This is a genomic window from Streptomyces kanasensis (genome assembly GCF_043077165.1).
GTDB lineage: Bacteria > Actinomycetota > Actinomycetes > Streptomycetales > Streptomycetaceae > Streptomyces > Streptomyces changanensis.
The window spans coordinates 179,552-203,903 of the sequence record NZ_JBIBSF010000003.1 but is presented as its reverse complement, the minus strand read 5'-3'; the positions used below and the strand labels follow the sequence as shown (position 1 = coordinate 203,903).

Genomic DNA, 24,352 nt, shown 5'->3' with positions numbered 1-24,352 from the left:
ACTAGACGAGACGTCTCGTCTCGCTCACGGGTCACACAGTAGCGCGCCCCCCGGTCGACCGCATCCCTTTTGGGGGCGGCTCGCGGGGGGCGTCGTGCGGCGCGGCGGTTCAGCCCAGCCGCAGGTCGATCCAGGGGATGGTGTCGCCGTCCAGCAGGTACCGCTCGACCTCGGTGAAGCCGTGCCCCAGGGCGAAGCGCAGGCCGTCGTCGTTGGACGCCAGCACCACCGTCTCCAGCGTCACCGCCCCCGCCTCCCGGGCCACCGCCACCCCGCGCGCGTACAACTCCCCGCCGTACCCCCGGCGCCGGTACGGAGGGAGCACGCGGGCGATCACCGTCGCCGTGTCCGGCAGCTCGGCCGTCGGCGGCCGTACGGTGCTGCACCCGACGACGGCGTCGCCGAGGTACGCGACCTCCAGGTGGTGGCGGCCGGCGCGCTCGCGGACGTCCCGCGGGGACAGGAGGTGCGTCGGAATGATCTCGTTGTGGACGTGCCGCCAGTCCTCGGCGCCCGATGCGCCGTCCACCCGCTCGAAACGCAGTTCGCTCATCCCCGCAGCCAACCGGTGCCGCCGACCGGAGGGCAACCGCTTTCGCCGGCACCAGACCTGACGTTCCGTCAGGTCGGCCGGCGGGTTCCCCGGCCGCGGGCCTGACAGGGACGCGGGCCGCTCAGAGGAAGACGACGCGGACCACGGTGACCGTCAGGACGCTCCGGCTCACGTAGTACCGGATCACCACGCCCGCCACCGTCGCCTCCCGCCGGTCCTCGTCGCTGCCCATCGGCGCGGAGCCCTGCCCGTACGGGTCGGGGACGAGCGAGGCGCGCATCCCCGCGTCGAAGCGGGCGCGCAGGGACGGGTCCATGGAGTCCAGCGCGAGATCCGCCGGGGGCGCGTACTGGAGCCGGTAGCCGGTCACTCCCGTACATCCTCGCCGCGCGCCAGCCGCTCGAACAGCTCGGCGTCCTCCCGGTCCGCGTCCGTCGTGGACAGCGCCCAGCGGGCCAGCGTCACCGGCAGGTCCGCCACCGGTACGTGCGGGATCTCCGCGTCGAACTCACGCACCCGGTCCTCGTCCAGGGCCGCGCGGATCGCGGCGATGGTGCCCGGCAGCTCCACCAGCCGGCCGGCGATCACGGTTCTCACCGCCGCCCCGAACGGGCCGCCGCGGACCACCGCTCGGTGACTGTCATGACCGACCTCCTGTCAACGGCTGGACGGGGCCCGCGGATCGACGGGGCCGCCGGGCCGGGCCCGCATCGTCGCACAACGGCGCCGCGCGCGGTCACGCCCGGGCGACCCCGAAGCCCCCGCCCCCGCCTGGCACGCCGACCGGCCCGCGCCCGCGGCGCCGCCGCCGCCCGCGCCCGCGGGGCCGGGGTCGGGGCGGGTCCGCCGCCGCCGGGCCCGACTGCCCCGCCCCGCCTCGCCCCGCCGCGCCCGGCAGGGCCTGCGCGGCGCCGCGCCGCGCCGCGTCGTTCAGTCGGTGCGGGTGCCGGTCACCACCGTGGCGTACAGCTCCTCGTCCGTCTCGACGCGCGCCGTGAGCCCCGCGTCGGCCAGGACCCGGGCGGCGGCGTCCGCCTGCCGCCCGCTCGTCTCGGACAGCAGGACGCCCGAGGGCGCGAGCCACCGCCCCGCCCCGGCCGCGACGCGCCGCAGGACGTCGAGGCCGTCCGCCCCGCCGTCGAGGGCGACCAGCGCCTCGTGGAGGCGGGCCTCCTGCGGCAGGAGGCCGACCTCGCCGGTCGGTACGTACGGGACGTTGGCCAGCAGCACGTCGACGCGGCCGCGGAGCCCCGCCGGCAGGGCCGCGTACAGGTCGCCCTCGTGGACGAGGCCGCCGAGCGGCGCGACGTTGCGGCGGGCGCAGCGCACGGCGGCCGGGTCGATGTCGGCGGCGTGCAGTTCGGCGGCGCCGCCGTCCAGGGCGGTGACGAGGGCGGCGCCCAGCGCGCCGGTACCGCAGCACAGGTCGACGACGACGGCGCGGCCGCCGCGCGGGGCCAGCGCGGTGGCCCGCTCGACGAGGAACTCGGTGCGGCGGCGCGGCACGAACACCCCCGCGTCCACGGCGACGCGGACGCCGCCGAAGCACGCCCAGCCGAGGACGTGTTCGAGGGGGTGGCCGAGGACGCGGCGGGCGACCATCGCGTCGAGGTCGGCGGGGGAGCGGGCGGAGGCGAGCAGCAGCTCCGCCTCGTCCTCGGCGAAGACGCACCCGGCGGCGCGGAGGGTGGTGACGATGTCGTGGGGAACGGGCACGGGGAGAGCCTTTCGGGAACCGCGTACGCGGGTGCTCCCGGCGGTGCTTCTACGGCCGCGGCGTGATCGCCGTACCGCCGTGGGAGGGGAGCGCCCTGCCTTGCCTGGCGTTGATGGGTCCCACCTCCTCGTTCCGCGGTCGTCGGTCCGGCGTCCGCGGCCCGACCCGTGCCGTCCGCCCGCGGCGCGTGCTCGTGCGCGTCCCGGCGATCGACCCGGACGACCCTACCCCACGGGCCCGTTGGCGCCGCGCTGCCCGGTGACCGTGTCCATCGCCCGGGACAGGCGCTCCAGTACGCGCGCGGTCTCGGCGAACGCCTCCTCCCCGAGCTCGGCCGCCAGCCGGGCCGCCAGGTCGGCGTGGCCCGGATCGACGCGGGCGACGGCGGCGCGCCCCTCCTCGGTGGGCCGCAGCAGCTTGGCGCGGCGGTGGGCCGGGTTCGGCGCGTACACGGCGAGTCCCCGCTCCACGAGCAGGTCGGCGACGCGCTGGACGCTCTGGCGGGTGATGCCCATCGTGCGGGCGATCCCCGAGACCGGCAGCGGCTCGCGCAGGACGGCCCCGAGGACCTGCCACCACGCGGCGGTGATTCCGGCGGGGCGGGCCAGCTCCTCGGAGACGGCGAGGAACTGGCCGTTGAGGCGGAAGACGCCGAGCGCGGTACGGCTCAGCAGGGCCTGCTCGGCACGGTGGTCGGCATCGCGGTCCGGGCTCACGCGTCCGTGCCCTCCGCCGCCGCGAGGACCTCGTACGCGGCCGGGTCCGAGTCGTGGAACAGCCGGTACCAGGCGTCGAGGAGCTCGCCCTCGAAGACCCCGAGCCGGCCCAGCACCTCGCGGGCGAACGCGACGGGCTCGGTCGACCCGGCGGTGATCAGGTCGCCGGCCGTCACGGCGTCCGCCTCCGTGTAGTGGGCGGCGCCGCGGTAGCCGGTCGCGGCCAGGTAGCCGGCGGCCGAGCTGGTGTGGGGGCGGTCGTCGAGGAGACCGGCGCGGGCCAGCCCGGCCGTGGCCCCGCAGATCGCCGCGACCGGTACGCCCGCGTCGAGGAAGGTGCGGGCGGCGGCGGCGAACGGCGCGAGCCGCTCCGCGTCCCCGTCCCACAGGTCGGCGCCGGGCAGTACCAGCAGGGCGCTGTCGTCGGGGCGCAGGTCGGAGAGGGCGAGGTCCGGGGTGACGCGCAGCCCGCCGAGCGTGGTGACCGGGCGGGTCGTCGGGCCGACCGTGCGGACGGTGAGGCCGCCGCGGACCAACCACGCCGTCGCGTGCCCGGTCTCCCAGTCGGCGAGCGTGTCGTACACGGCGAGGTGCACGGTCCGCGGGGATGTGGTGGTGCCGGTCATGACGACCTCCTGGGGCGTGCCGTGGCGGGGTCCACCTGCTGACAGTAGGCTGTCATCAGGGCAGCATGCTGTCAATGCTTGCTCTCGCGATGTCGCCCCGCGCGGCCCGCCGCCGCCCCCGGACGCGACACCCTGCCGACCCGGGCGGGCGCCGTTCCCGACAAGGTGGCCATGTCCCGGCGCGGTCCGCCCTCCCTACGCTCACCCGCATGACCCCTCATCCCGACCCGCGGAAGGGCGCGGCCGTCAAGGCCGCCGACCGCGCGCACGTGTTCCACTCCTGGTCCGCCCAGGCGCTGATCGACCCGCTGGCCGTCGCCGGCGCCCGGGGTGCGTACTTCTGGGACTACGACGGCAACCGCTTCCTCGACTTCACGAGCGGCCTCGTCTTCAGCAACATCGGCTACCAGCACCCGAAGGTCGTCGCCGCCGTGCAGGAGCAGGCCGGCCGGCTCGCGACCTTCGCGCCGGGCTTCGCCGTCGACGTGCGCTCCGAAGCCGCCCGGCTGATAGCCGAGCGCACGCCCGGCGACCTCGACCGGATCTTCTTCACCAACGGCGGCGCGGAGGCCGTCGAGAACGCCGTGCGCATGGCGCGGCTGCACACCGGCCGGCACAAGGTCCTCAGCGCGTACCGCTCGTACCACGGCGCCACCGCCACGGCGATCCACCTGACCGGCGACCCCCGCCGCTGGCCCTCGGACAGCGGCGCCGCCGGGGTGGTCCACTTCTGGGCCCCCTTCCTCTACCGGTCGCCGTTCCACTCCGCGGACGAGGCGCAGGAGTGCGAGCGCGCCCTGGCGCACCTGGAGGACACGATCGTCTTCGAGGGGCCCGGTACCGTCGCGGCGATCGTCCTGGAGACGGTCCCCGGCACGGCCGGCATCATGCCCCCGCCACCCGGCTACCTCGCCGGCGTGCGGGAGCTCTGCGACCGGCACGGCATCGTCCTCATCCTGGACGAGGTCATGGCGGGCTTCGGGCGCACCGGCCGCTGGTTCGCCGCCGAGCACTACGACGTCGTCCCCGACCTGCTCACCTTCGCCAAGGGGGTCAACTCCGGATACGTGCCGCTGGGCGGCGTCGCCATCGGCCCGGAGATCGCCGCGACCTTCGAGCGGCGCCCCTACCCGGGCGGACTGACGTACTCCGGGCACCCGCTGGCCTGCGCGGCGGCCGTGGCGACGATCCGGGCCATGGCGGAGGAGGGCGTGGTGGAGGCCGCCGACCGGCTGGGCGCCGAGGTCCTCGGCCCGGGGCTGCGGGAGCTCGCCGAGCGCCACCCGTCGGTGGGCGAGGTGCGGGGTCTCGGCGCCTTCTGGGCCCTGGAGCTCGTACGGGACCGCCGGACGCGCGAGCCGCTCGTGCCGTACGGCGCGGTCGGGGAGGCGAACGCGCCGATGGCCGCGTTCACCGCCGCCTGCCGGGAGCGGGGCCTGTGGCCCTTCGTCGCCATGAACCGGACGCACGTCGTCCCCGCCTGCACCCTGACCGACGCCGAGGCGAAGGAGGGTCTCGCGGTGCTCGACGCGGCGCTGTGCGTGGCGGACGAGCACACGGGGTGACCCGTCGGCGCCCCACCCGTGCGGCCCGCCGGTGTGACGTCCCCCTCGCCGAACCCCTACGGGTGACCCCCTCCGACTGGCTTAAGGTGTCCGAAACCGGACGGAGGGGACCTGCCCATGCCCGCGAGCGGACCTGTCACCCGCAGCACGCTGCGCCAGCAGATCGCGGACGCGTTGCGTGACGAGGTGCTCGCCGGACGTCTCCAGCCGGGCAGGGAGTTCACCGTCAAACAGATCGCCGAGCAGTACGGGGTCTCCGCGACGCCCGTGCGGGAGGCGCTGGTCGACCTGTCGGCGCAGGGACTGCTCGACTCCGACCAGCACAAGGGTTTCCGCGTGCACCAGTTCACGGTCGGCGACTACCGCGGCATGGTGGAGGCCCGCGCCCTGGTCGTGGACGGCGTCCTGCGGCGCGACCCCCGGCACGCGGCGCACCGGGGCGGTCCCCGCGCGGCCGCGACCGGCGCCGCGACGGCGGCCGTGACCCCGTCCGGCACGGTGCCGACGACCCCGGCCGCGCCCGGCGCGGGGACGATCGCCCCAGCCCCGTCCGGCGCGGCGGCCGCGCCCGTCGCCGCGGCCGCGCCCTCGCCCGGCGCGGCGACGCGGTCCTGCCTGCCGGCGGAGGCGCTCGGGCCGGTGCGCCGTCGGGCCGAGGCCGCCGCCCGCGCCGCCCGCGCCGGCGACCTCGACATCCTGATCGGCTACGACGTCCGCTTCTGGCGGGAGCTGGGCGGCCTCGTCGCCAACCACTACATCGCCGACTTCCTCCACCGGCTGCGCGTCCAGGCGTGGGTCTTCGCCGTGCCGCACCTGCGCGCCGACCCGCGCCCCGGGGACTGGCTGTGGAGCGGCCACGAGGAGCTCGTCGACGCGGTCGCCACCGGGGCGCCGGCGCGGGTCGGCGCCGTCCTGGACGCGTACAACGCCCACGCCCTGCGCTGGGCGGACCACCTGGAACGCCTCCCGGCCCCGCGCCCCGCCCCACCCGCCTGACGTGCCACCCGGCCCGGGGTGCCCGCCCTCACCCGGACTGACGCGCCCTCACTCACCTGGACGTGCTTGCCCCCACCCGGCCTGACGCGGCCCCCCGGCCCTGATGTGCCCGCGCATCGGCTGCAGTGCCGGCGCACGGCCCCGCAGCGCCCGTACGCGGCCTGACCCGGCGGACGCCCTCACGTCACCTGACGCACCCTCACGTCACGCCGCGACCAGGCCGATGCGCTACGCCGTACCGGAGGGGTCGCGCAGGACGAAGTACGGCGCCCGGCTCGACTCGCCGTCCGCGCGGCTCCAGGGCGCGGTCACCTCGCCGAGCGCGCCGGCGGCGACTTCCTGGCCCGGGACGCGGACCACGACGAGCGCCGCCGCGTCCGGGTCGGCGCCCTCCGCCAGCCGGGCGGTGACCGTCGGGTCGGGGGTGTCGCTCTCGCTCTGGGCCTGCGGTGCGGCGTCGCCCCGCAGGAACGCCCGCACCTGCGCGAGGAGCACCGGATCGTGGGCACCGTCGTACACCCAGCGCGTGCCCAGCACCCCGTGCTCGGTCGTCCCGACGAGGGCGGCCTCGGCCCCGGCGAGCGGCGCGCCCCGGTAGGTGAGCGGCACGTGGTACGAGCGGGGCGCGTCCCCGGAGGTGTCGCCGACCACCATGAACTCGATGCCCACCGCCCCCTCCGGGTCGTCCAGCCGCCACCCGCCGATCCGGTCGAGCCGCGGCTCCCCGCCCGTGCCGTCGTACCACGGCTGCGCGGGCAGCCAGCCGGCCAGGAGCTCCAGCTTGGTCGGTTCCATCGTCGTCCGGTGAATGATCGCCATGCCGGGTCAACTCCCCGCGCGACCACCGCGTTCCCCCCGGCGCGCGGGCCGCCCGGCTTCGCGGGCGGTGCCACCGGGTATCACTCTGCCCGAACGCCGGGACCCGACGGCGCCGGACTAGTCTGTGCCGGACCTCCGCAACGACCCGTCGCCCGTCGCCCGTCGCCCGTCGCCCACTGTCCACCGCCCGTCGCCCCGGACGCCCGATGACCCGAACGAGCCGTTGCTCCGAACGATCCGTTGCCCCGATGACCCGAGAGCGAGTCAACCTTGGCCTGTGACCTGTGGCTGGTCCCCCTGGTCGACGTGTTGTGCCACAGCCCTGACAACCCGTTCGCCGAGGAGATCGCCGCCTACGACCGGGCGTTGACCGGCGCCGGGATGCCGGCCGTGCCGGTCTTCGCGTACATGCCCGGCCTGTCGGGTGACGTCGCGCCGGTCGCCGGGTTCGACTACGACGCCCTGCACTTCCTGCGCCGGGCGTACCTGCTCCAGGTCTGCGGCCTCGCCGTGACGCCCGTCGACGAACTGGGCGGGGACTACGAGCAACTGCTGGAGATGTTCGAGGCGACGGCCCAGCAGTCGCACCTGGTCTGGCACTACGACCACGCGGGTGCCTACGTGCCCGTGGACTTCCCGACGCCGCTGTCGACGGAGGAGCTGCTGTCCGGGGGCGGACCGCTCGGCTCGGCGCAGGGGCTGCTGCGGGAGCTGGAGCACGTCGCCCCGTCGATCGGCATCGACCCGGGGAACCCGCCGGCCGCGCCGGAGCCGCCGCGGCACCCCACGTCGCTGGAGGAACCGGCCGCGCCGATCCCGTACGACGACAGCCCCTTCGCCCGGGAGCGGCACGTGTGGCTGGGGCTGCACGCGGCGGCGACGCGGAGCCTCGCCCAGGGCTCCATGATCATCTTCAGCTGACGCGCGTCCCGGGCGCCGCCGCCGGCCCGCCGCGCGTCCCGGGGGAGCCGCTCGGAGCCCCGGGGCGCCCCGGCAGCCCCAGGGAGCCCCCAGGAGGCGTCCGGAGGGGGCCGGGGACGGAAGGCGGCCGGGAGCGGCAGGGGGCCCGGGAGCGGCAGGCGTCAGCGTGGCTCCGGGGGCCGCTGGCGCGGCATGTTGGGACGGGTGGCCGGGGGCAGCAGGAAGCGGCCGCCCTGCGGCTGCGCCCCGCCGCCGTCGGGGCGCGCGTGCGCCGCCGCGCCCAGCGACTGCGTGACGAGCGGCGCCGGCCCGGCCCGGAACTCCACCATCCAGTCGGCCGTCTCGGCGCGCACCAGTTCCGTCACGTCGTCGGTGAACCGCCGCAGCACCCCGAGGCAGCGCTCCGCCGCCTCGCCCGCCGTCCCCTCGGTGGGCCCCAGCACCTCCCGCACGCTCTCCGACGCCCAGTCGAACTGGAGGGTCGCCAGGCGCCGCTGCACGGCCTGGGCGGTGGCCACGTCCCGCATCCAGCCGGAGGTCAGCCCGAAGTACCGGTCGCACGCCATGCAGGCCGCGGCGAGCAGCAGGGAGAGGTACCCCCAGCCGGCGGCGCCGTCCAGGGCGCCCGTGAGGTCCAGGAGGGGCAGCGCGGCCCCGAGTACGGCGCCCAGCGCCGTACCGGCCCGCAGCGCGCGGGCGCTGCGGCGCTTCCACGTCCGGTCGGCGAGGTACCAGTCGGCGGTGCGCAGGGCGTTGCCCTCGACCCACCGGTACAGCTCGTCCAGCCGCTCGGCCGGCTCGCCCCAGTCGCCGAGCGGGAACGGCCGTCCCGTCAGGTCCTCGCCCCGGGCGGGCCCCCCGGGCTGCATCTCCGGCTGGCTCACCGGGGCACTCCTCTGCGCTCTGCGTGACAATGCGTGACGTGCGGTGACGGACGTTCCGTGGCCTGCGTGGCGGGTGGACGGGGGGAGTCGGCGGGGCGGCGGCGGTGCGGTGACGAGCCGGGTGGGACGGGGGACGGGGCGGGGGGGATGGCGAGGACGGACGGGGGCACGGAGAGGACCGGCGGCGGGGGCGGGCAGGGCGGGGCGGGCGTGGCAGGTGGCGGACGGGTCGGGCGCGGGCATGGCAGGGCTGTCGTGGCTGGTGGTGGGGCCGGCGGTACCGGTCGGGTACGGCCTGGTCGGTGGCGCCCGGGGTGTGCGCCGCGCGGAGCCCTTCCTACCGCCGAATGGTGGTCCCTGGAGGCGACATCCGTGGATTTCCGCCCGCATGAGCGGCGTGATCAGGTAGGGGGCGCGCCAGGCGTTCACTCCAAAGAGTGCAGCGGTGTGCGTGGGGCGTGCCGAGCGGCGACCACGTAGGCTCGACCGTGACCGATGACCTCGTCGACGCGCAGGAGTGACCGTGATCCCCGGTGGTGGCCAGCCCAACATGCAGCAGCTGCTCCAGCAGGCCCAGAAGATGCAGCAGGACCTCGCCCAGGCGCAGGAGGAGCTGGCCCGCACGGAGGTCGAGGGCCAGGCGGGCGGCGGCCTCGTGAAGGCCACGGTCACGGGCTCCGGTGAACTGCGGGCCCTGGTCATCGACCCGAAGGCGGTCGACCCGGACGACACCGAGACCCTCGCCGACCTGGTCGTGGCGGCCGTGCACGCGGCGAACGAGAACGCGCACCAGCTCCAGCAGGAGAAGCTCGGCCCGCTCGCGCAGGGCCTGGGCGGCATGCCGGGCCTGCCCTTCTGACCCTCCGGCCCGCCGCCGGCGCAGCGGTACCGCGTGTGGGCGAGGGGTACCGACCGGTCCGAGCCCCCCGACCCGGTTCCCCTCGCTTGCGCCCGGTCCGCTCGGTTCCGCCCGGTCCTTTCGGGTCCGCCCGCCGCGAGCGGATCCGACGGGCTGCGGGGCGGTCGGGGCCGATCCGCCCGGCGCCCTCCGGCGTCGGGCGCCCCGTGGGCACCCCCGTGCCGCGTTTCCCGACGGTGTCACCCACGCCGAGGCTTCTGCGGCGCACCCCCAGCAACTACCGTAAGACCAAGACTGCACTCCCGGAGAGGCGTTCCGTTGTACGAAGGCGTGGTCCAGGACCTCATCGACGAGCTGGGCAGACTGCCCGGTGTCGGTCCCAAGAGCGCGCAGCGGATCGCCTTCCACATCCTGCAGGCGGAGCCGACCGACGTACGGCGGCTGGCGCACGCCCTGCTGGAGGTCAAGGAGAAGGTCCGGTTCTGCGCGGTGTGCGGCAACGTCGCCCAGGAGGAGCGGTGCGGCATCTGCCGTGACGCCCGCCGGGACGACGCGGTCATCTGCGTGGTCGAGGAGCCCAAGGACGTCGTCGCGATCGAGCGGACGCGCGAGTTCCGGGGCCGGTACCACGTGCTCGGTGGGGCGATCAGCCCGATCGAGGGCGTGGGCCCGGACGACCTGCGGATCAGGGAGCTGCTGGCCCGCCTGGCGGACGGCACGGTCACCGAGCTGATCCTGGCGACCGACCCCAACCTGGAGGGGGAGGCCACCGCGACGTACCTCGCGCGGATGGTCAAGCCCATGGGCCTGAAGGTCACGCGCCTCGCCAGCGGACTGCCCGTTGGCGGAGACCTGGAATACGCCGACGAGGTCACGCTCGGTCGCGCGTTCGAAGGGAGAAGACTCCTCGATGTCTGACGCCACGCTCCACGCCCACTCGCTCGACCCGGACAGCTTCGCGGTCCAGGTCGCCGACTCCATCGAGTCCTTCATCGTGGCCACCACGGAAGTGGCGAAGGGCGACGAGCCCGACAGCGCCGTTCCCTTCCTGCTGCTGGAGGTCTCGCAGCTGCTCCTCGCCGGCGGCCGGCTGGGCGCGCACGAGGACATCGTCCCCGACGAGCGGTACGAACCGGACACGGGTCCCGACGTGGACGTGGACGAGCTGCGCCTGCGCTTCGCCGAGCTGCTGGACCCGGTGGACGTCTTCTCGGAGGTCTTCGACCCGTACGAGCCGCGCAAGGCGCCGGTCCCGTGCCGGATCTCGGACAACCTCGCCGACATCATCACCGACCTGCGCCACGGCCTGGCCCACTACCGGGCGGGCCGCACCTCCGAGGCGCTGTGGTGGTGGCAGTTCTCGTACTTCTCCAACTGGGGCCCCACCGCCTCCGCCACCCTCCGCGCCCTGCAGTCCCTCGTCTCGCACGTCCGCCTCGACCAGCCCCTGGAGGCCCTGGACGGCCTCGACACGGACGAGGACCTGCCCGACGACGACCTCGCCGAGGAGGCCGGCCGCGTCATGGTGCAGGAGATCGCCGGGCCCCTGGGCCTGCACTCCCCCTCCCGGAAGTAGCCCCCGACGTTCCGGACCCGGCCGCGCGGCTCGTCCACGCGCCGGGTCCGTGGGGTCCGCCGGGTCCGTGGGGTCCGTGGGGTTCGTCGGGTCCGTGGGGTCCGTGGGGTCCGCGCTGACCGTCGGGTCCGTCAGGTCCGCGTGGGGCCGCCCGGGCGGCCCCACCCCGGCGGCCCCGGACCGCCGCTCCCGGCCCCGGCCCCGTACGGTCGGGCCGCCCCTCCCGCCCCGGCCCCGTACGGCCGGGTGGCCGCTCCCGTCCCGACCCCGTACGGCCCGGTCGCCCCCCCGCGGCTGAACCGGTCTCCACCGACGGCCACGCGGCAGCGTCCCCGACGTGACCCGCCCCACATTCCGCGTACCGGGCGGGACGGCGGGCAGGTACCGGCTCGGAGCGACCGGACAGCGTCCCCGTCCGACACGGATGATCACCACCTGAGCGGGACATCTCAGGATGTGGCACCACGGAGGCGTTCTCCGGTCGCTCGTTAGACTGAGCTGACCGCAAACGGACTGAGCGAGGAGCGCACGTGGGCCTTGTCGTGCAGAAGTACGGAGGCTCCTCCGTTGCCGATGCCGAGGGCATCAAGCGCGTCGCCAAGCGAATCGTCGATGCCAAGAAGAACGGCCACCAGGTGGTCGTCGTGGTATCCGCGATGGGCGACACGACGGACGAGTTGATCGATCTCGCCGAGCAGGTATCCCCGATCCCTGCCGGGCGTGAGTTCGACATGCTGCTGACCGCCGGAGAGCGGATCTCCATGGCGCTGCTGGCCATGGCGATCAAGAACCTGGGCCACGAGGCCCAGTCGTTCACGGGCAGCCAGGCAGGCGTCATCACCGACTCGGTCCACAACAAAGCGCGCATCATCGATGTCACGCCGGGCCGGATCCGCACCGCACTGGACGAGGGCAACATCGCCATCGTCGCGGGCTTCCAGGGCGTCTCCCAGGACAAGAAGGACATCACCACCCTCGGCCGCGGCGGCTCCGACACCACGGCCGTGGCCCTCGCCGCCGCCCTGGACGCCGAGGTCTGCGAGATCTACACCGACGTCGACGGCGTCTTCACCGCCGACCCCCGGGTCGTGAAGAAGGCCCGGAAGATCGACTGGATCTCCTTCGAGGACATGCTGGAGCTCGCCAGCTCCGGCTCCAAGGTGCTGCTGCACCGCTGCGTCGAGTACGCACGCCGTTACAACATCCCGATCCACGTCCGCTCGTCCTTCTCGGGGCTCCAGGGCACGTGGGTCAGCAACGAACCGCGAGGGGACCGCAAGGTGGAGCAGGCCATCATCTCCGGTGTCGCCCACGACACCTCCGAGGCGAAGATCACCGTCGTCGGCGTGCCCGACAAGCCGGGCGAGGCCGCCGCGATCTTCCGCACCATCGCGGACGCCGAGATCAACATCGACATGGTGGTCCAGAACGTCTCCGCGGCGTCCACCGGTCTGACGGACATCTCCTTCACGCTTCCCAAGACCGAGGGCCGCAAGGCCATCGACGCCCTGGAGAAGCAGAAGGGCGCCATCGGCTTCGAGTCCCTCCGCTACGACGACCAGATCGGCAAGATCTCCCTCGTCGGCGCGGGCATGAAGACCAACCCGGGCGTCACCGCCTCCTTCTTCGAGGCACTGTCCGACGCCGGCGTGAACATCGAGCTGATCTCCACCTCCGAGATCCGCATCTCGGTCGTCACCCGCGCCGACGACGTCAACGAGGCGGTCCGCGCCGTCCACACCGCCTTCGGTCTGGACAGCGAGTCCGCCGAGGCCGTCGTCTACGGCGGCACGGGCCGCTGACGGCACGGACCCGGACCTCGCGAACCCGTGCGGCCGTGACGCCGTGACGAGCCGGAAGCCGGCGCTCGCGGTCGTCGGCGCGACCGGAGCGGCCGGTGCGGTGATGCTCCAGATCCTGTCGCAGCGCGCCGACGTCTGGGGCGAGATACGCCTGCTCGCGCCTCCCCCCGCCACCGGCGGGGGGACGGCCGGTGGCGGGACGGCCAGTGGCGGGGCGGCCAGGGGCGGGACGGCAGGCCCCGTCGGTCGCAAGCAGGTCGTACGGGGGGCGGAGACGGAGGTCCTCGCGCTCTGCGAGGAGACGCTCAGGGGCGCCGACGTCGCCGTGTTCCTGGCCCCGGAGGAGGTCGCCGCCCGCTGGGCGCCGATCGCCGCCGCCCAGGGCACCGTCGTCGTCGACGCCTCCCCGGCGTTCCGTACCGACCCCGACGTGCCGCTCGTCGTCCCCGAGGTCAACCCGCACGCCGCCCGGCTCCGGCCGCGCGGCATCGTCGCGAGCCCCGGCTGCACCACGCTCGCGCTGATCGTCGCCGTCGGGACGCTCCACGCCGAGTTCGGCCTCGACGAGCTGGTCGTCTCCGCGTACCAGGCGGCGAGCGGCGCCGGCCAGGCCGGGGTCGACGCACTGCGCGGGCAGCTGGCTGCCGTCGCCGGCACCGGGCTGGGCGCCGCACCCGGCGACGTCCGCAGGGCCGTCGGCGACGACGCGGGTCCCTTCGCGGCACCGCTCGCCCTCAACGTCGTCCCCTGGTCCGGTACCTGCGAGGAGGACGGCTGGTCCTCCGAGGAGCTGCGCGTACGGGCCGAGACGCGCAGGATCCTCGGCCTTCCCGCCCTGCGGGTCGCCGCCACCTGCGTCCACGTCCCCGTCGTCACCGCCCACTCCGTCGCCGTGCACGCGCGGTTCGAACGGGCGGTCACCGTCGCGCGCGCCCATGAGATCCTCGCCACCTCGCCGGGCGTCGTCCTCTACGACGACCCCGCGACCGGCGACTTCCCCACCCCCGCCGACGTCGTCGGCACCGACCCCACATGGGTGGGCCGGGTGCGCCGGCACCCGGACGACGAACGGGCCCTGGAGTTCTTCGTGTGCGGTGACAACCTCCGCAAGGGGACCGCGCTGAACACCGCGCAGATCGCGGAGGGCATCGCCGCCGAACTGGCCGCCGGACGCGCGGCGCCGGTCTGACCGCGGATACCCGGTGTGCGCCCGGCCCCGCCTTTGTAGGATCTGTGAACGCCCTGCGCAAAGGTCTTCGGTCCGTACCGCTGGAACTGGGGCGCTGGCATGTCCGACGACGCTTCCTCCCCCACGGCCGGCGGTGGGTGGCGGCAGCGTCCGAACGCGGTCGCCCCACGGCGCGACCGCGTGAACGGGGCTTAGGGGAAAGCGGATACGCATGAGGGCGAACGACGCACCGTCGAAGGCGGAGCCGTGCGCGTACAACCCTGACGGGGGTCGACGTGTCCAACTGGCGTGGCAGAGGTTCTCGACATCACATCAGCGGGCCCCCTTCGCGGTGGCACGGCGGTCCTTCCGCTCGTACGACCGCCTCAGCGGGCTGCGCGCGACCGTCGGCGCGGCGGCGGCATGCCGGTGATCGCGCCCATGCCCGCCACGCGCCGTGCCGGCGTACCGTTCCCGCGTGAGGGCGCCGGAGCCGAGACCGACACCGGGGCCGCGACGACCGCGGGCACCACCGTCGACCACCTCACCGAGACCTACCGCGCCCACTACCGGTCGCTGCTGGGGCTCGCCGCGCTCCTCCTCGACGACACCGCCTCCTGCGAGGACGTCGTCCAGGAGGCGTTCATCCGGGTCCACTCCGCGCGGCGCCGGGTCCGCGACCCCGAGAAGACCCTGGCGTATCTGCGCCAGACCGTCGTCAACCTCTCCCGCTCCGCCCTGCGCCGCCGAATACTCGGGCTGAAGCTGCTCTCCAAGCCGATGCCCGACATGGCGAGCGCGGAGGAGGGCGCGTACGACCAGCTGGAGCGCGACGCGCTGATCAAGGCGATGCGCGGGCTCCAGCGCCGTCAGCGCGAAGTGCTGGTGCTGCGGTACTTCGCCGACATGACGGAGGCGCAAGTCGCCGAGACCCTGGGCATATCGCTCGGGTCGGTGAAGGCGTACGGCTCCCGCGGCATCGCCGCCCTGCGCGTCACCATGGGGGCCACGGCATGAGCGACCGCGCGGACAGCCACGAGCACAACGGGCCGGACGGGCCGTCGGACGACCGGACTGGGAACGGAACTGTGAACAACGGGCACGACGGCGATCTGCACGCCGCCGGACAGGACTCCTCCGAAACGCACACCCGGGATACCAGCGGCCCGGACACCAGTGGCCCGGACACCGGTGGCCCGGAGACGAGCGGCCCCGAAGCCGCCGGCACCGACGGCACGGGTGCGGACGCCCCGGGCAGAAACACCACCGCCACGGGCGCCACGGGCACCGCCGGCGCGACCGGGGCCGGCCTCGGCGCCCCGGACACGGACGCCGACGCGGACGGCCTGCTGGTCGACGAGCTGGCGCTGCGGCGCATGCTGCACACCGCCGTGGGCGACATCCGGCCCTCGGACGACGTGCTGGACCACCTCCGCAGGGCGGTCCCCGCCCGACGCGCACGCAAGCGCCAGGCCATGGTCGGCGCGGCCGCCGCGGTGATCCTGCTCGGCACGGGTGTCCCCGCCTTCGTCCACGTCGCCGCGTCCGACAGCGCCTCCGACGCCAACCCCGTCAACGCCGGCCACGGCGAGCAGGTCCAGGGCGGCACCGGGGACGCCATCAAGGGCACGACCGGCGAGGAGACCGCCGGCAGCCCCTCGGGCGCGCCCGCGAGCAAGGGCAAGGGCGGCAAGGACCCGAAGGAGAAGCCACGGGCGGCCTCCAGCGGCGCGACCGACGGCACCGACGGCACCGCGGACCCGTCCACGTCCGCCACGGCGAGCCTCCCGGTCTGTGACCCGGGCCAACTCGGCGTGATCTCCGCCGACGCGGGGTCCCCCGACTCCGACGGCACGGTGTACGGCACCTTCCGCATCGCCAACGTCTCCAGCACCGACTGCGTCGTCGACGGCGTGGGCACGGTCGGTTTCCGCGCGAACGGCGCCGCCGACCAGAACCGCATCAGCGTCGTCACCCACACGTCCGGTGACGCGGTGGGCGGCCTGCCCGACCCCTCCGCGTCGGTCAGCCACCTGACCCTGAAGCCGTCGGCGGCGTACGACGTGAAGTTCGCCTGGGTGCCGGCCGAGACCTGCCCCACGGACGGCGGGAACACGCCCGACCCCACCCCGTCCCCGACCACGGAGCCCACCCCCACGACCGGTGGCACCGGGGCGGGCGCGGCCGAGGGCGGCGCCGCGGAGTCGGGCGCCGGCGCGGCCACCGAGCCCCAGCTCGTCTCCGAAGGGGGGAAGGCCGACGGCAGCGTGAGCGTCACGCACACCCCGGACGTGGGCGGCCCCACGGCGGAGGCGACCGTCCCCGACGCCTGCACCGGCACGATCTACCGCACCGGCCTCCTCCCGGCCCAGTAACCCCCAGGACGGACGGGTGGGCCCGCACCCAGCGGCGCCTACCCCCGCCCCGGTCGCACCGAGGCCCCAGCCCCATCCCCCCGCCCGCAGCCGTCGGAACGCCCCTACAACCCCCGGCCGACGCTGCCGCCCACCGCTCCGAGGCCCGGCCGAGCCCGGCGACGCCCGAAGCCCGTCCCAGGCCCGCCCGAACGACGCCGGCCCCATCCACGCCGCGGCCGGCTCGATGCCCATCCACGCCGCGGCCGGCTCGACGCCCATCCACGCCGCGGCGGGCTGTGCGCCCCTCCGCGCCGCGGCGGGCTCGACGCCCATGCGTGCCGCGGCCGGCTCAACGCCCGTCCGCGTCCCGGCCGACCAACCCCGATCCGCGTTCCGGCCGGCTCGATGCCCCGCGCCCCCGCCGACCCGACGCCCGTCCGCGTCCCGGCCAGCGCAACGCCCGCCAGCGCCCCGGCCGGCCCCATGCCCGCCCGGCTCGGGCGACCCGACGCCCGCCCTGAGCTCGGGCTCGGGTGGGATCAGCCGATGCCCTGGCTCTCCGGTTCCAGGCCGAGCGCGCGGTCACGTTCCGCCTCCGCCTCGCGGCGGACGAGGCGGAACCACATGAACAGCACGAACCCCGCGAACACGAACCACTCACCCGTGTAGCCGAGGTTCTGGAACGCCTTGATGTCCAGCCCCGTGCCCGTGGCCGCCGCCGCGGGCACCGGGGTGAGACCGGCCGGGGAGCGTGCGAGGGTCACCCACGCGTCGTACACCTCGTCCGGCACCAGGTTGACGAGGGACGCCGCGCTGATGATGCCGAGCTGGCCCTCCGGCAGCCCGCCCGCCGCGTGGACGCCCTTCGAACCGGGGCTCTCCGACGCCTGCAGCGCCCCGGTCACAGTGACCTCGCCGACGGGCGGCGCCGGGGCGGCGGCACCCTTCGGCAGCCAGCCCCGGACCACCGGCAGGGCCTTGTCCTCGGAGGTGTGCAGCAGCGTCAGCACGTAGGAACCGGTCCTGCCGTCCAGCTCGCGCCCCGGCACGAGGAACTGCTTCCCGTACCGGCCGCTGACCACGGCCTGGCGTCCCGACGTCTCCTTGTCCACCGGCAGCAACTCCGCCAGCGGCGCCGGCGCCTCGGCCGCCTGGACGGCCGGGCGCTTCTCGGCCTCCTGGTGCGAGTCGACGCGGTCCTCGAACCTGCCCAGCTGCCAGATCCCCATGAACAAGCAGAACGGGATCGCCAGCAGCACGAAGACGTTGATCCCCCACCAGCGGGGGGTCGTCAGGAACCGGTACACCCCTCCACGGTACGGAACGACCTCACCCCCCGTCCGGCCGGGTCCCGCTCACGGTGGCCAGGTGCCGGGCCGCGAACTCGATCTCCTGGCGCAGCTGCTTGATCCGTTCCTCCACCACCAGCGAGCCGTGTCCCGCCTCGTACCGGTACACCTCGTGGACCGCGCCGCGGGCCGCGAGCCGGTCCACGTAGTTCTCCACCTGCCGGATCGGGCAGCGCGGGTCGTTGACACCCGCCGCGATGTACACGGGCGCCCGCACCGCGTCCACGTAACTCAGCGGGTTCGACGCCGCCCACCGCTCGGGCACCTCCTCCGGGGAGCCGCCGAAGAGGGTCCGGTCGAGCGGCCGCAATGCCTCCATCTGGTCGTGGTACGCCGTGACGTAGTCGGCGACCGGCACGTCGGCGATGCCCACCGCCCACGCGTCGGGCTGCGTGCCCAGACCCAGCAGGGTCAGGTAGCCGCCCCACGAACCACCGGCGAGCACCAGCCGCTCCGGGTCGGCGAGACCCGACGAGACGGCCCACTCCCGGACCGCCGCGATGTCCTCCAGCTCGATCAGCCCGACCCGGTGCCGGAGCGCGTCCGTCCACTCCCGGCCGTAGCCGGTGGAGCCGCGGTAGTTGACCCGGACCACCGCGTACCCGTGGTCCACCCACGCGGCGGGACCCGCGGCGAACGCGTCGCTGTAGTGCCAGGTGGGGCCGCCGTGGACGTCGAACACCGTCGGCAGCGGGCCGGCCACCCCCGCCGGCCGGTGGACCAGCGCGTGGACGCGGCCACCGGGGCCCTCCACCCACACGTCCTCCACGGCCACGGACCCGGGCGCCCGCATCCCGGGCGGGTCCAGCACGACCGCACCCGACGTCGACCTCACCTCCGGCGGCGTCGCGGCCGACGACCACAGGTACTCGACCTCGCCGTCCGGACGGGCCGTCGCGTCCGACACGGAACCGGGCGGGGTGTCGACCCGTGTCAGCCGGCGCGTCGCCAGGTCGTACCGCCACAGGTCGCTGCGCGCCTCGAAGCTGTGGACGACGAGCAGTCCCGACCCGTCCGGATACCACTCGGCGCTCACGTCGCCCGGCAGGTCCAGGTCCAGGTCCGTCTCCACCCCGGACGCCACGTCCCAGACCATCGGCTCCCACCGGCCGCGCCGCTGGTGCCCCACGAGCAGCCGGGTGTCCCCGTCGACCGGCGCGAAGCCGAGCACCGCCAGGCCCAGCGGCTGCGTACCGCCCTTGGTGTCGTCCAGCTCCGCCACCTGCGTCACGGACGGGGCGCCCGAGGCGCCGGCGGCGTCGGCGAGCCGCACCACGCGCAGCGCCGCGTGCGTCGCGTCGCCGTGCTCGGTGTGCTCCATGGCGACCAGCGTCCCGTCGTGCGACAGGTCGCCGACGCCGGCGGACTCGCGGTGCCGGTAGATCTCCACGGGCTCCTGCCCGGGGCGGACCACGTGGAGGGTGGTGCCCTCCTCCTCCGTGGACCGGCCGACGACCGTGGTCCCGTCCCGCCCGACGGCCAGGCCCGCCGGATACGACGGCGCCAGCCCGGGCACGGCCGGCTCGTCCGCCCCGCCGGCGAACGGCTGCCGCATCCACACCCCGAACTCGTCGCCGTCGGTGTCGGCGAACCACCAGATCCACTCGCCGTCCGGGGAGAGGACGCCGTCCGTCGTGCCGTTCGGCCGGTCCGTCACCTGCCGCTGCCCGCCGGTCTCCCGATCCCAGGCGTACAGCTCGTACGTCCCGGTCGCGTTCGACACGAAGAGAGCCCGGTGCGGCGCGTCGAACGCCCATTCCGGCAGGGAGACCCGCGGCGCGCGGAACCGCTTCTCCCAGTCCGGCACGTCGGGCCCGCCGGCGGGCGGGGTCTGATTCGTCGGTACGTCGCTCGGCTCAGTCATGCCGTCCATCATGGACCGTCCGGCCGACATCCCGTCGGGCCTGTGGACAACCTGTCCACAGGCCCGCCATCAGCGCGGTTCAGCGAGTGCCGGGTACCCGGTCCGTCGAGCACAGCGCCCAGATGACGAACACCCCGATCGCGATGCTGATGAAGCCCCAGACCGGCTGGTAGGGCAGCCAGACGAAGTTGACGATCACGGCCAGCGAGGCGAGCGCCACACCAGCCACCCTGGCCCAGGAAGCCCCACGCAGGATGCCCCAGCCGATCACCGCGAGGAGCAACCCGAGGACGAGGTGGATCCAGCCCCACGCGGTGGTGTTGAACTTGAAGACGTAGTTGCCGATGACCCCGTACACGTCGTCCTCGGCGATGCCCACGATGCCCTGCAGCATCCCGAGCACCCCTTGGACGAGCAGGAGCACCCCGGCGAACATCGTCCCCGCGGACGCCCAGGCGCCCCCGGACGCCGCCGAGGCACCGCCCTGGTGCCGGGCGCGGGGGTGCCCCGGAGCCGGATCGTGCCGGTGACCCGCTGAGTCGCTCATCGCCGTGCCCTCTCGTCGTACCGGTCCGGTCGCGTGTACGAGCAGCCTGCGGCGTGAGCCACCGTCCGGCGACCCGGAGCCCCCCATCCGGGCGACGGCCCCCTGCCCGGTGCGGCTGCCCGGAGACGCTGTCCGGGCGCCGGCACCGCCTCGGCCCCCTAGTCGGACGGGTCGGGCATGGCCTCCGCGATGACCCGCATCTCCCCGACGACGGCCTCCGCCCCGGCGTCGACGAGCGCCTGCCGCCGACCCGGCCCGTCCGCGAACCCGACCGCGACCGCGCCGACCGCGTGCGCGGCCCGGACGTCCGTGACGGAGTCGCCGATCAGCGCGCACAGGGTCACGTCCAGGCCGAGCTGCTCAGCGGCCGTGATGAGCGGGTACGGGTTCGGCTTCGTGAGCTCCGGCTGCCGCTCCGGCCGGCCCACGACGTGCAGCACGTACGACGACAACCCGTGCCGGTCGAGGAAGGCCCGCATGCACGCGGCGGAGGTGTCGCCCACGACCGCGATCCGCCGCCCCGCGTCCCGGGCCCCCTCCAGCACGGCGACCGCTCCCGGCGTCGGATCACCCGCGACCTCCACGGCCGCGACCTCGGCCGCGGTGAGCGCCTCCTCCACCTCGCAGCCGAGCCCGGCGTCCTCCGCGTGCACCCGCCGCACGACCTCCACCGGGTCCCCGACCCCCGCCAGCTCCGCCGCGAGCGCGGGGTCCCGCCGGGCGACGACCTCCACCAGCCGCTTGGCGACCGCCGCCGACCGCCCGCCGAAGACATCGCACAGCGGTCCGTCGAAGTCGACCAGCACTCCCTGCGCGGCCCGCATGATCCCGCCCAACACGTCATCGCCCATCACCCCCGCCTGCCCGCCGTCCCGCGGCCCCAGACACTCCCGGGCGGGCGCGCCCCACGATCGGGCGGCCGACCCCGTAGCGGACCGGCCACCGATCGGACACCCCGAGGCCGGGCCACCCCATGCCGGCGTGGTCCAGTTCACACCGGCCGGAGCGGTGACTCCACCGGTCACCGCCGGTCATGTACGGCGAGACTCCGATGAGGAAGGCCCGTCATGACCCAGACGCTCAGCGCCCGTCCCACCGCCGCGCCCGCCTGCCGCCCGGCTGCCCCGCGCGGGCTCACGGCCGGCGCGGTCGTCGCCGGGCCGCTGTTCCTCGGGGCGGGCGTCGTCCAGGGGCTCACCCGCGACGGTTTCGACTTCACCCGCCACGCGCTCAGCCAGCTGGCCCTGGGCGGCCCGGGGTGGATCCAGACACTGAACTTCCTGCTCACGGGGTCACTGCTGCTTGCCGGCGCGGCCGGCCTGCACGCGACGGAACCGACGGAACCGACGGAACCGACGGAAGAGACGGGACCGACAGGCCTGGCCGGGCCGTCGGGGCTGACGGGGCTGACGGGGCTGTCGGGCTCGGCGGGACGAGCCGGCTCGGCGGGACCGACAGGACCGGCCGGCTCGGCGGGGTCTCGGGGCCGATCCTGATCGCCGTGTTCGGCGCGTCCTTCCTGGCCGCCGCGGCGTTCCCCGCCGACCCCGCGGCCGGCTTCCCCGAGGGCGCGCCGCAGGCCGCCTCACTGAGCGGGCACGGCACCGTCCACATGGCTGCCGGCATGATCGGCTACCTCGCGCTGTGCGCCGCCTCCGTCGTGCTGGCCAGCCCCCTCGCCGCCCGGGGCCACCGCGCCTGGGCCGTGGCCTCCCGCCTCGTCCCGATCGCCGTCCTCGCCGGCTTCCCGGCGTCCGCCGCCTCCGTCCTCGCGTTCACCGCCGGAGCCGGCCTCGGCCTGTGCTGGCTGGCGATGGTGGCGGCCCGGCTGACCGGTCGGAGGGGCGACGGGGAACCGCAAGCAGCCGGACGCCATCTGACGCGACAGCACGACCCCGTCCCCGGTCGCGCCCGCTGCAGTCAAGCCCCGGCCCTGACCCACAAGACCACTCAGGGGCCTGACCCGCTCTCGCGGATCAGGCCCCTGACCTGGTGTTTCAGCTGTCGGGGTGGCGGGATTTGAACCCACGACCTCTTCGTCCCGAACGAAGCGCGCTGCCAAGCTGCGCTACACCCCGATGTCGCCGGTGTCCTGGCGACGTCGTTTACTTTAGCCCACCGGCGCCCGGAGACGAAATCCGGTTTCGGCGGGGCCGGCGGGCGGTGGTGCGGGGGTCAGTCGCGGGGGGTCAGGGTCAGCAGGGTCGCCTCCGGGGGGCAGGCGAAGCGGACCGGGGTGTAGCGGTTGGTGCCGCAGCCCGCCGAGACGTGGAGGTGGGCCGTGCGGCCGCCGGCGCGGTGGGTGGAGAGGCCCTTCGCGCGGTCCGTGTCGATGTCGCAGTTGGTGACGAGCGCCCCGTAGAAGGGGACGCACAGCTGGCCGCCGTGGGTGTGGCCGGCGAGTACCAGCGGGTAGCCGTCGGCGGTGAAGGCGTCCAGGGAGCGCAGGTACGGGGCGTGGACGACGCCCACGGAGAGGTCGGCGTCCGCTTCCGGGCCGCCCGCGACCTTCTCGTACCGGTCCCGCTTGATGTGCGGGTCGTCCAGGCCGGTGAACGCGAGCTCCAGGCCCTCCACCTTCAGCCGGCCGCGCGCGTTGGTCAGGTCCAGCCAGCCCGCCGCGTCGAAGGCGTCGCGGATGCCCTCCCACGGGTTGTGGACGGCGCCGACCGCCGGCGGGTTGCCGTTGAGGCCGTGGCGGCCCTGGAGCTTCTCGAAGAGGTAGCGGGCCGGGTTGCGGAGCTTGGGACCGTAGTAGTCGTTGGAGCCGAAGACGTACACGCCGGGGAAGTCCATCAGCGGCCCGAGGGCGTCCAGGAGCTCCGGCACGCCGTCCGGGTCGGAGAGGTTGTCCCCGGTGTTGACGACGAAGTCGGGGCGCAGCCCGGCCAGGGACCGGAGCCAGCGCTGCTTCTTGCGTTGGCCGCCCACCATGTGGATGTCGGAGACCTGGAGGACCCTCAACGGGTTCGCGCCGCGCGGCAGTACGGGGACGGACACCCGTCGGAGCCGGAAGGAGCGGGCTTCGAAACCGGCGGCGTAGGCCACGCCGGCCGCGCCCAGTGCAGTGATGCCGAGGGGTACTCCGTATCGCGCGCGCATGGGTCCATGGTCGCAGACCGGGGGAGGGGTCGCGACGCCCGGGAAATGGGCGGGCGGGCGCGGGAGCGCACCTGTCATGCTTGCCGCATGACCACGCTCAAGTCCAAGTTGCAGGAAGACCTCACGGAGGCGATCAGGGCGCGTGACGAGCTCCGCTCCTCGACCCTCCGGCTGACGCTCGCCGCCATCACGAAGGAGGAGGTCGCGGGCAAGCAGGCGCGCGAACTCTCCGACGACGAGGTGCAGAAGGTGATCGCCAAGGAGGCGAAGAAGCGCCGTGAGGCGGCCGAGGCGTTCACCGCGGGCGGTCGTGCCGAGCAGGCCGAGCGGGAGCAGGCGGAGGGGGTCGTCCTCGACGCGTACCTGCCCGCGCAACTGACGGACGAGGAGCTGCGGGAGATCGTCGCGCAGGCCGTCGAGGAGGCCAGGGCCGGTGGGGCCGAGGGGCCGCGGGCAATGGGCGCCGTGATGAAGATCGTGAACCCGAAGGTGGCGGGCCGGGCCGAGGGCGGCCGGGTGGCCACGGTGGTCAAGCAGCTCCTCGCCGGCTGAGGGGCTCCACCGCGGGCCTGGGCTGAGGGCGCTGCGGCCTCGTGGGCTCAGGGCTCAGGGGCTCAGGGCTCCGGGTTCCCAGCCTGCGGGTTCAGGGCTCCGGGCGCTCCGGCCGGCGGGCTCAGGGCCTGTGGCCCGGTACATGCGGACCAGGGCCCGCGGCCGTGCCGCCGTGCGCCGGGGGGTGAGCGCCGGGACGCGCGGCCCCTTGCCGGACGCGCGGCTCGCGGCCCGCGTGTGTGCGCCGGGACGTGGGGGGGGGGGGGGGGCCCCCCCGGGGGGGGGGCCCCCCCCCCCCCGGCCGGGGGGGGGGGCCGCCCCCCCCCCCCCCCCCCGGCCCCCCCCCCCCGGGGGGCCCCGCCGACGTGCACACCGCCCC

At 75.1% G+C, this 24,352-nt stretch carries 26 protein-coding genes and 1 tRNA gene; 13 read left to right on the top strand and 14 right to left on the bottom strand.

Features of this window, described 5'->3' with window-relative positions:
• Window positions 1-109 precede the first annotated feature (109 nt).
• The 6 genes from ACF053_RS09695 to ACF053_RS09670 form a co-directional block, all read right to left on the bottom strand.
• Complete coding sequence (locus ACF053_RS09695) at window positions 110-553, bottom strand: GNAT family N-acetyltransferase (RefSeq protein WP_391953372.1); 444 nt, start codon at window positions 551-553, stop codon at window positions 110-112.
• A 121-nt stretch (window positions 554-674) separates the two neighbouring features.
• Entirely contained in the window at window positions 675-869 is a 195-nt protein-coding gene (locus tag ACF053_RS09690) for a hypothetical protein (RefSeq protein WP_391953691.1), read from the bottom strand.
• 50 nt (window positions 870-919) lie between these two features.
• Window positions 920-1,150: a hypothetical protein gene (locus ACF053_RS09685; RefSeq protein WP_391953371.1), complete on the bottom strand. Its 231-nt coding sequence runs from the start codon at window positions 1,148-1,150 to the stop codon at window positions 920-922.
• Window positions 1,151-1,483: 333 nt separating this feature from the next.
• Window positions 1,484-2,269, bottom strand: a complete 786-nt coding sequence (locus ACF053_RS09680; RefSeq protein WP_391953370.1) for a putative protein N(5)-glutamine methyltransferase — start codon at window positions 2,267-2,269, stop codon at window positions 1,484-1,486.
• A gap of 225 nt (window positions 2,270-2,494) precedes the next feature.
• Complete coding sequence (locus tag ACF053_RS09675) at window positions 2,495-2,986, bottom strand: MarR family winged helix-turn-helix transcriptional regulator (RefSeq protein ID WP_391953369.1); 492 nt, start codon at window positions 2,984-2,986, stop codon at window positions 2,495-2,497.
• Complete coding sequence (locus ACF053_RS09670) at window positions 2,983-3,612, bottom strand: DJ-1/PfpI family protein (RefSeq protein WP_391953368.1); 630 nt, start codon at window positions 3,610-3,612, stop codon at window positions 2,983-2,985. The genes ACF053_RS09675 and ACF053_RS09670 overlap by 4 nt, the downstream gene beginning before the upstream one ends.
• A 209-nt stretch (window positions 3,613-3,821) precedes the next feature.
• Between ACF053_RS09670 and ACF053_RS09665 the strand changes: the two genes are divergently transcribed.
• Together ACF053_RS09665 and ACF053_RS09660 are read left to right on the top strand one after the other, a co-directional pair.
• A complete protein-coding gene (locus ACF053_RS09665) occupies window positions 3,822-5,177 on the top strand; it encodes an aspartate aminotransferase family protein (RefSeq protein ID WP_391953367.1) in 1,356 nt (451 codons plus the stop codon).
• Window positions 5,178-5,294: 117 nt separating this feature from the next.
• Window positions 5,295-6,173 carry a GntR family transcriptional regulator gene (locus ACF053_RS09660; protein WP_391953366.1) on the top strand — a complete coding sequence of 293 codons (879 nt, stop codon included), beginning with the start codon at window positions 5,295-5,297 and terminating at the stop codon, window positions 6,171-6,173.
• A gap of 228 nt (window positions 6,174-6,401) precedes the next feature.
• On the opposite strand, the gene ACF053_RS09655 is transcribed toward ACF053_RS09660, so the two are convergent.
• Window positions 6,402-6,992: a maltokinase N-terminal cap-like domain-containing protein gene (locus tag ACF053_RS09655; protein ID WP_391953365.1), complete on the bottom strand. Its 591-nt coding sequence runs from the start codon at window positions 6,990-6,992 to the stop codon at window positions 6,402-6,404.
• A 270-nt stretch (window positions 6,993-7,262) separates the two neighbouring features.
• Between ACF053_RS09655 and ACF053_RS09650 the strand changes: the two genes are divergently transcribed.
• Complete coding sequence (locus tag ACF053_RS09650; protein ID WP_391953364.1) at window positions 7,263-7,913, top strand: hypothetical protein; 651 nt, start codon at window positions 7,263-7,265, stop codon at window positions 7,911-7,913.
• Window positions 7,914-8,074: 161 nt separating this feature from the next.
• Here ACF053_RS09650 and ACF053_RS09645 read toward each other — a convergent pair whose 3' ends face one another.
• Window positions 8,075-8,797 (bottom strand): SLATT domain-containing protein, encoded by a 723-nt coding sequence (locus ACF053_RS09645; RefSeq protein WP_391953363.1) that lies wholly within the window; start codon window positions 8,795-8,797, stop codon window positions 8,075-8,077.
• A gap of 523 nt (window positions 8,798-9,320) precedes the next feature.
• Here ACF053_RS09645 and ACF053_RS09640 point away from each other — a divergent pair.
• The 7 genes from ACF053_RS09640 (at window position 9,321) to ACF053_RS09610 (ending at window position 16,577) form a co-directional block, all read left to right on the top strand.
• The gene (locus tag ACF053_RS09640) at window positions 9,321-9,656 is read left to right on the top strand and encodes a YbaB/EbfC family nucleoid-associated protein (RefSeq protein WP_391953362.1); all 336 of its coding nucleotides are present in this window, start codon (window positions 9,321-9,323) and stop codon (window positions 9,654-9,656) included.
• A 318-nt stretch (window positions 9,657-9,974) separates the two neighbouring features.
• Window positions 9,975-10,574: a recombination mediator RecR gene (recR, locus tag ACF053_RS09635; protein ID WP_058940820.1), complete on the top strand. Its 600-nt coding sequence runs from the start codon at window positions 9,975-9,977 to the stop codon at window positions 10,572-10,574.
• Window positions 10,567-11,232 (top strand): DUF5063 domain-containing protein, encoded by a 666-nt coding sequence (locus tag ACF053_RS09630; protein ID WP_391953361.1) that lies wholly within the window; start codon window positions 10,567-10,569, stop codon window positions 11,230-11,232. The genes recR and ACF053_RS09630 overlap by 8 nt, the downstream gene beginning before the upstream one ends.
• 530 nt (window positions 11,233-11,762) lie before the next feature.
• A complete protein-coding gene (locus ACF053_RS09625; RefSeq protein WP_058940822.1) occupies window positions 11,763-13,034 on the top strand; it encodes an aspartate kinase in 1,272 nt (423 codons plus the stop codon).
• A gap of 103 nt (window positions 13,035-13,137) precedes the next feature.
• Window positions 13,138-14,223: an aspartate-semialdehyde dehydrogenase gene (locus ACF053_RS09620; RefSeq protein WP_391953690.1), complete on the top strand. Its 1,086-nt coding sequence runs from the start codon at window positions 13,138-13,140 to the stop codon at window positions 14,221-14,223.
• Window positions 14,224-14,511: 288 nt separating this feature from the next.
• Window positions 14,512-15,219, top strand: a complete 708-nt coding sequence (locus ACF053_RS09615) for a SigE family RNA polymerase sigma factor (RefSeq protein WP_391953360.1) — start codon at window positions 14,512-14,514, stop codon at window positions 15,217-15,219.
• 71 nt (window positions 15,220-15,290) lie between these two features.
• Window positions 15,291-16,577, top strand: a complete 1,287-nt coding sequence (locus ACF053_RS09610) for a hypothetical protein (protein WP_391953359.1) — start codon at window positions 15,291-15,293, stop codon at window positions 16,575-16,577.
• A 521-nt stretch (window positions 16,578-17,098) separates the two neighbouring features.
• Here the strand turns inward: ACF053_RS09610 and ACF053_RS09605 are convergent.
• From ACF053_RS09605 to ACF053_RS09590, 4 genes are all read right to left on the bottom strand, one after another.
• Window positions 17,099-17,866, bottom strand: coding sequence for an SURF1 family protein (locus tag ACF053_RS09605; RefSeq protein WP_391953358.1), 768 nt, complete (start codon window positions 17,864-17,866; stop codon window positions 17,099-17,101).
• Between the two features lie 22 nt (window positions 17,867-17,888).
• Entirely contained in the window at window positions 17,889-19,772 is a 1,884-nt protein-coding gene (locus ACF053_RS09600; protein ID WP_391953357.1) for a S9 family peptidase, read from the bottom strand.
• A 79-nt stretch (window positions 19,773-19,851) separates the two neighbouring features.
• A complete protein-coding gene (locus ACF053_RS09595; protein ID WP_391953356.1) occupies window positions 19,852-20,319 on the bottom strand; it encodes a DUF7144 family membrane protein in 468 nt (155 codons plus the stop codon).
• Between the two features lie 158 nt (window positions 20,320-20,477).
• Window positions 20,478-21,170 (bottom strand): HAD family hydrolase, encoded by a 693-nt coding sequence (locus ACF053_RS09590; RefSeq protein ID WP_391953355.1) that lies wholly within the window; start codon window positions 21,168-21,170, stop codon window positions 20,478-20,480.
• 216 nt (window positions 21,171-21,386) lie between these two features.
• On the opposite strand from ACF053_RS09590, the gene ACF053_RS09585 reads away from it, so the two are divergent.
• Entirely contained in the window at window positions 21,387-21,815 is a 429-nt protein-coding gene (locus ACF053_RS09585; protein ID WP_391953354.1) for a DUF998 domain-containing protein, read from the top strand.
• A gap of 5 nt (window positions 21,816-21,820) precedes the next feature.
• Window positions 21,821-22,342 carry a DUF998 domain-containing protein gene (locus tag ACF053_RS09580; protein WP_391953353.1) on the top strand — a complete coding sequence of 174 codons (522 nt, stop codon included), beginning with the start codon at window positions 21,821-21,823 and terminating at the stop codon, window positions 22,340-22,342.
• On the opposite strand, the gene ACF053_RS09575 is transcribed toward ACF053_RS09580, so the two are convergent.
• Window positions 22,324-22,397, bottom strand: a tRNA-Pro gene (locus ACF053_RS09575). The two genes, ACF053_RS09580 and ACF053_RS09575, sit on opposite strands and share 19 nt — an antisense overlap.
• A 97-nt stretch (window positions 22,398-22,494) precedes the next feature.
• Window positions 22,495-23,421 (bottom strand): metallophosphoesterase, encoded by a 927-nt coding sequence (locus ACF053_RS09570; protein WP_391953352.1) that lies wholly within the window; start codon window positions 23,419-23,421, stop codon window positions 22,495-22,497.
• Between the two features lie 87 nt (window positions 23,422-23,508).
• On the opposite strand from ACF053_RS09570, the gene ACF053_RS09565 reads away from it, so the two are divergent.
• On the top strand, window positions 23,509-23,973 hold the full coding sequence (locus ACF053_RS09565) for a GatB/YqeY domain-containing protein (RefSeq protein WP_391953351.1): 465 nt from the start codon (window positions 23,509-23,511) through the stop codon (window positions 23,971-23,973).
• Window positions 23,974-24,352 lie beyond the last annotated feature (379 nt).

What these genes read in the sequence shown, in the direction of transcription:
- ACF053_RS09660 (WP_391953366.1), top strand. Translation starts at nt 5,295, where the DNA reads ATGCCCGCGAGCGGACCTGTCACCCGCAGCACGCTGCGCCAGCAGATC.
- ACF053_RS09655 (WP_391953365.1), bottom strand. Translation starts at nt 6,992, where the DNA reads ATGGCGATCATTCACCGGACGACGATGGAACCGACCAAGCTGGAGCTC.
- ACF053_RS09570 (WP_391953352.1), bottom strand. Translation starts at nt 23,421, where the DNA reads ATGCGCGCGCGATACGGAGTACCCCTCGGCATCACTGCACTGGGCGCG.
- ACF053_RS09670 (WP_391953368.1), bottom strand. Translation starts at nt 3,612, where the DNA reads ATGACCGGCACCACCACATCCCCGCGGACCGTGCACCTCGCCGTGTAC.
- ACF053_RS09595 (WP_391953356.1), bottom strand. Translation starts at nt 20,319, where the DNA reads ATGAGCGACTCAGCGGGTCACCGGCACGATCCGGCTCCGGGGCACCCC.
- ACF053_RS09585 (WP_391953354.1), top strand. Translation starts at nt 21,387, where the DNA reads ATGACCCAGACGCTCAGCGCCCGTCCCACCGCCGCGCCCGCCTGCCGC.
- ACF053_RS09665 (WP_391953367.1), top strand. Translation starts at nt 3,822, where the DNA reads ATGACCCCTCATCCCGACCCGCGGAAGGGCGCGGCCGTCAAGGCCGCC.
- ACF053_RS09620 (WP_391953690.1), top strand. Translation starts at nt 13,138, where the DNA reads ATGCTCCAGATCCTGTCGCAGCGCGCCGACGTCTGGGGCGAGATACGC.
- ACF053_RS09695 (WP_391953372.1), bottom strand. Translation starts at nt 553, where the DNA reads ATGAGCGAACTGCGTTTCGAGCGGGTGGACGGCGCATCGGGCGCCGAG.
- ACF053_RS09690 (WP_391953691.1), bottom strand. Translation starts at nt 869, where the DNA reads ATGGACCCGTCCCTGCGCGCCCGCTTCGACGCGGGGATGCGCGCCTCG.
- ACF053_RS09600 (WP_391953357.1), bottom strand. Translation starts at nt 19,772, where the DNA reads ATGACTGAGCCGAGCGACGTACCGACGAATCAGACCCCGCCCGCCGGC.
- ACF053_RS09630 (WP_391953361.1), top strand. Translation starts at nt 10,567, where the DNA reads ATGTCTGACGCCACGCTCCACGCCCACTCGCTCGACCCGGACAGCTTC.
- ACF053_RS09565 (WP_391953351.1), top strand. Translation starts at nt 23,509, where the DNA reads ATGACCACGCTCAAGTCCAAGTTGCAGGAAGACCTCACGGAGGCGATC.
- ACF053_RS09590 (WP_391953355.1), bottom strand. Translation starts at nt 21,170, where the DNA reads ATGGGCGATGACGTGTTGGGCGGGATCATGCGGGCCGCGCAGGGAGTG.